Below are 4,858 nucleotides of genomic sequence, written 5' to 3' on the forward strand. Positions count from 1 at the left end.
GTCCTCGATCGAGCTGTCCCCGAAGATCGACCTCACGCTTGCGCTTCGGGCGGACTACAACAACATCGTCGACGACATCCAGATTTCGCCGCGCGCGGCCGTCGTCCTCAAGCCGACCACCAACCACACCTTCCGCGCCTCGTTCAACCGCGCCTTCTCCTCGCCCGGCACGAACTCCAACTTCCTGGATATCGTCGCCGGCCAGACGAGCGGCATCACCATCCGCGGCCGCGGCGCCGGGCGTGGGTTTACGTGGCAGCGTAATCCGGCCTTCGATGCCATCGCCGGCACCGACCTCGTCGCCTCCAGCCTCAACGGCTGCTTCCCGGCCGTTTCCGCCGCCTGCGGCACCAAGACGCCGGTCGGCCTGCCGCTGGGCTCGGTCTACACCAGCATGTACAACGGCCTGGCCGCCATCCCGACGGCCAACCTCCTCGCCGTCCTCCGCCAGAACGGCATCCTCGTCGGCGCGCCGGATAACGTCGCGCTGCCGACCGTCACGGCGCTCGTCCAACTCCTCGATCCGGCCGTCACGCAGGTCGCGGGTTTCAGCCGCGGCGTGATGGGCATTGTGAGCCCCACCGGCGGTGCGACCCAGATCGTGAGCGAACTGAGCGACATCGCTCCGCTCACGCAGACGACGACGCAGACGATCGAGGCCGGCTATAAAGGCCTGATGGGCGATAAGGTGCTGTTCGCCCTGGACATCTACTACTCGAAGAAAGAGAACTTCATCGGGCCCCTCCTCGTCGAGTCGCCTCTGGTGTTTGTGCCGACGCTCACGCCAGACCTCGTGGCGGCGCTGACGACGGCCATCCAGAACAACACGACGTTAAATGGCCAGCTTGGCGCGCTCGGGCTGAACGCCGCGGCTGTCGCCAGCCTGCTGACCAACCTCGCCGCCGGCTCGCTGCCGGGCGCGTCGACGCCGGTAGCCATCGTCCAGGCCGCGGAGAACGACCCGGGCGTGGGCAGCCTGCCCGAGCTCATGCTGTCATACCGCAACTTCGGCCAGGTGGAATTCTGGGGGGTCGATGCCTCGTTCCAGGTCCTCGCGTCGAAAGAATTGAGCCTGTTCGGCAATATCTCGATCGTCAGCGACGACTTCTTCGACAACGAGGAGCTCGGCGAATCGAACACGGCCCTCGCGGTAGCGCTCAACGCCCCGACGTTTAAAGCCAAGTTCGGCGGCAGCTACGCGTTCGCCGGCGGGTTCGGCGTTAACGCCTCCGCCCGGTACACGGAAGGATTCCCGGTGGAGTCCGGCCCCTACGTCGGCGATGTCGACAGCTACTTCCTGATGGACCTGGGCGTCGGCTACGACTTCAGCCAGAGCGTTCAGGGCCTACGCGTCGACATGACCATTCAGAATCTGCTGGACAACGTCCATCGCGAGTTCTACGGCGCCGCCCGCATCGGCCGAATGGGCATTGCACGGCTGACGTATACCTTTTAAGTTGGCAGGTTGGCAGGTTACAGGTTGGCAGGTTGTGTGCTACATACTTTTAACCTGTAACCTGCCAACCTGCAACCTGCAACCAAGAAGTCATCCCGGATCATCCGGGATGACTTCTTGTTTTTAAGATCAATTCTCCGCGTGCGGCTTTATTCGCATAGACTTACACAATAGATTCGATCATGCTACTGGTCGAATACCTGTTCCACTCGCCATTCTGAGGAGCGCTAGCGACGAAACGGGCGTGCAGCGTGTGCCGCAACCCGGAGGGCACTTCGACCGTTGCCGTTCGTGCTGATTTAGCTCGTTTTTTTCCGGCGCTCCTCAGGATGGCGCGGTGGCGACCGGTTACACCCCCCCCCCTGGGCCCCCCTCATGGTTCTCGATCAGCGCCGGCTCCCGTCGGATGCCGGGTTGCCTGGCGGTTTGTGCCGCACACCCTGGCTTCACGTCGCGTTTCTTGCCGCATTCTGCCTCCTTTCCGCGCCTTCCGTCCGCGCGCAGGACGACCGCGCCGCGCTGCAAGGCTTTGTCACCGGCGCCTACAACGGGTTTCCGCTCGAAGGGGCCACCGTGGCGCTGATGTCCCGTGCCGCCGCCGCGCCCGTCGCCGGCGCCGTCACCGATCGCTCAGGCGCCTACCTCATCGACGGCCTCCGCCCGGGGCGTTATACGATCATCATCCGTTACGTCGGCTACGAAGAATTCCGCCGCTCAATCATTCTCGAACCGGGACAGGTCCACGCGCTCGACGTCCCGCTTCAGCAGACCAGCATCGATCTCAACACCGTCGTCGTTTCCGCCTCGCGGCAGCAGGAACTCGTCCTCGAAACAGCCGCCGCCATCTCCGTCGTCGGCGAGCGCGAACTCCTGTCCGACGTCACGCCGTCGTCTGCCTCGCTGCTCCGCGATGTCGTCGGGATCGACTATGCCCAGACGGGCCTCGACCGCCGCGAGGTGGCCATCCGGGGGTTCAATAATTCCGTGATGGGGGAGACGTACGTCATCGCCGACCACCGCCCGTCCGCCGTGCCCGGCCTGGCGCTCAACGCGTACGGGCTGATGCCCATCGCCTCGATCGACGTCGACCGCATCGAGGTCGTCCGTGGCTCTGGCGCGACGTTGTATGGCGCCGGCGTGGATCAGGGCCTCATCCACTTCGTCACCCGCGACCCGTTTGCCTATCCCGGCACGAGCTTCTCAACCGCCGGCGGCGGCCGCGGGCTGATGGACCTGCAAGTCCGCCATGCGCAGGCTGTCGATAACCGCTTCGCCTACAAGTTCGTGGGCGAATTCGCGCGCGGGGAGGACTGGGAGCTGGACCCCAAAGAGCCGCTCGACAACGCACTCATCCTGGCCGAAGGCGGCGCCCTCCGCGACGCCGGCTACTGGAAATACAACCTCAACGCCCAGGGCGAGTACCGCTTCGCGGACCGCGCCCGCCTCATCGCCAGCGGCGGGTATCTCTCCCAGAAGATGGCCATGCTGACGGGCATCGGCGCGGCGCAGACGGATGGGTTTGCGTACTCGTTTGGCCAGCTGCGCCTGCACGCCGGCCCGCTCTTCGCGCAGGTGTACCTCAACCAGAACGACAGCGGCGACTCGTATTATTACCGCCAGAACCTGCTCGAAGCCCCGGATAGCGCCCTCGCCATCGTCGACCACACCCGGCTGTTCGGCGCGCAGGTCAACTACGACCTCACCTACTTCAACGGCCGCGGCCGGATGGTGGCCGGCGGCGACTTCAAGTGGACGCAGCCCCGCACCGAGGGGACCGTCTATGGGCGTTTCGAGGATTCGGACGATATTCGCGAAGGGGGGCTGTTCGCACAATCGACCACCCGGCTTTCGCCGTCGGTGGATCTGTTGCTGGCCGCCCGGGCGGACTTCAACTCGATTGCCGAGGTTGTCCAGTTGTCGCCCCGCGCCGGCCTTGTCGTAAAACTCGACGCCCGGCAGAGCCTCCGCGTCACCGCCAACCAGGCCTACAGCGCGCCCGGCCTGAATCCGTATTTCCTGGATTTACAGATCCGCCAGCAGTCGACCGGCCTGCCGTACAACCTGGCCTACCAGGCGCAGGGCGCCATCCGCGGCTTTACGTTCGACGGCTACCGGACGGACGGGCTCGCGGCGTTTATCCTGCCCGACGAGGGCAACCTGGCCAGCCCGGGAGCCCCGGGGATTTTTGGGCAGATGGTGCCCGTGGATCGCGTGCCGTTGGCCCCCGTCTACCAGTCGTTTTCCTCCGAGCTGGCGTCGGCCCTCCAGTCCGGCTCCGTGCTTCCGGCCCCGCTCAACGCATTGACGGCGGATCAGCGTGCGCAGTTTGCTACCCTGCTGGGCCAGCTCGCGCCGTTTGTGAACGGCGTCACCGCCGGCCAGCTGGGCGTGCCGGATAACTCGGCCGATGGGTTTCGATCGGTAGCCGGCCCGGTAGATGTCGCCCCGCTGAAGCAGACCCTCTCGCGCTCCGTGGAAGTGGGCTACAAGGGCGTGTTGAGCCCCCGGTTCGTGGTGTCGGTGGATGCATACGTGACGCGGAAGGAGAACTTCGTCGGTCCGCTGCTGGTCGAGTCGCCGCTGGTATACCTGGGTGAGGTGGATGCCGACCTCGCCGGCTCGCTCGAGGCCACGATCGCCGAGTTCGCCGAGGCCGACCCCGCCACGGCTGGCTTCCTGGCCGGCCTGGGGCTCGACCCCGCTGGCGCCGCCTCGCTGCTCGGGCAACTCGCCCACGATGGATTCGGGGAGATAGCCGGCTTCGGGTACACGCCAGTCGCCGTCGTTCAGCCCGACCAGGCCACCCTGCCCGATGGCAGCCCCGCGACGTCCGTCGGCGGGCTGCTAACCTACCGCAACTTCGGTCGTGTGACGCTCTGGGGGACAGATATCGACATCGACTGGCGGGCGACGGAGCGGCTACGCACGTTCGCCCACGCCTCGTTTCTGAGCGACAACTTCTTCGACGCCGCCGAGCTGGGCGAGGAGAACGCGGCGCTGGAGGTGCCGCTGAACGCCCCGAAATTCAAGTTCGGCGCCGGCGTGTCGTACGCCTTCCCGATCGGCATCTCCGCCCGCGTGGCGGCGCGCCACGTCGGCGGCTTCCCGGTGCGGACGGGTCCGTTTGTGGGGGATATCGAGGCCTACACCGTGGTCGACCTCACCGCCGGCTTCGACTTCGGTCGCACCCTCCAGGGGCTGCGTTTCGACGCCACGATCCAGAACCTGCTCACGGTGGTCGATGGCGGTCTGGTCGAGAAACACCGCGAATTCGCCGGCGCGCCGAGGATAGGCCGGCTGGTGATGGGGAGGCTGGTGTATACGTTTTAGTAGCTCGGGTTAGGTCCCCCCTGGGACCGTAACCCGACGCCTCCTTCCCGACATCTCCTACCTGATAAACAC

Annotated in this window: 2 protein-coding genes; both read left to right on the top strand. The window is 65.8% G+C overall.

Going from position 1 to position 4,858, the window contains the following annotated elements:
* On the top strand, positions 1 to 1,456 hold a 1,456-nt coding region (locus tag SH809_16095), incomplete at its 5' end, for a TonB-dependent receptor (protein ID MDZ4701233.1).
* Positions 1,457 to 1,831: 375 nt separating this feature from the next.
* On the top strand, positions 1,832 to 4,786 hold the full coding sequence (locus SH809_16100; GenBank protein ID MDZ4701234.1) for a TonB-dependent receptor: 2,955 nt from the start codon (positions 1,832 to 1,834) through the stop codon (positions 4,784 to 4,786).
* Positions 4,787 to 4,858: the final 72 nt, after the last annotated feature.

This window comes from Rhodothermales bacterium, assembly GCA_034439735.1.
GTDB lineage: Bacteria > Bacteroidota > Rhodothermia > Rhodothermales > JAHQVL01 > JAWKNW01.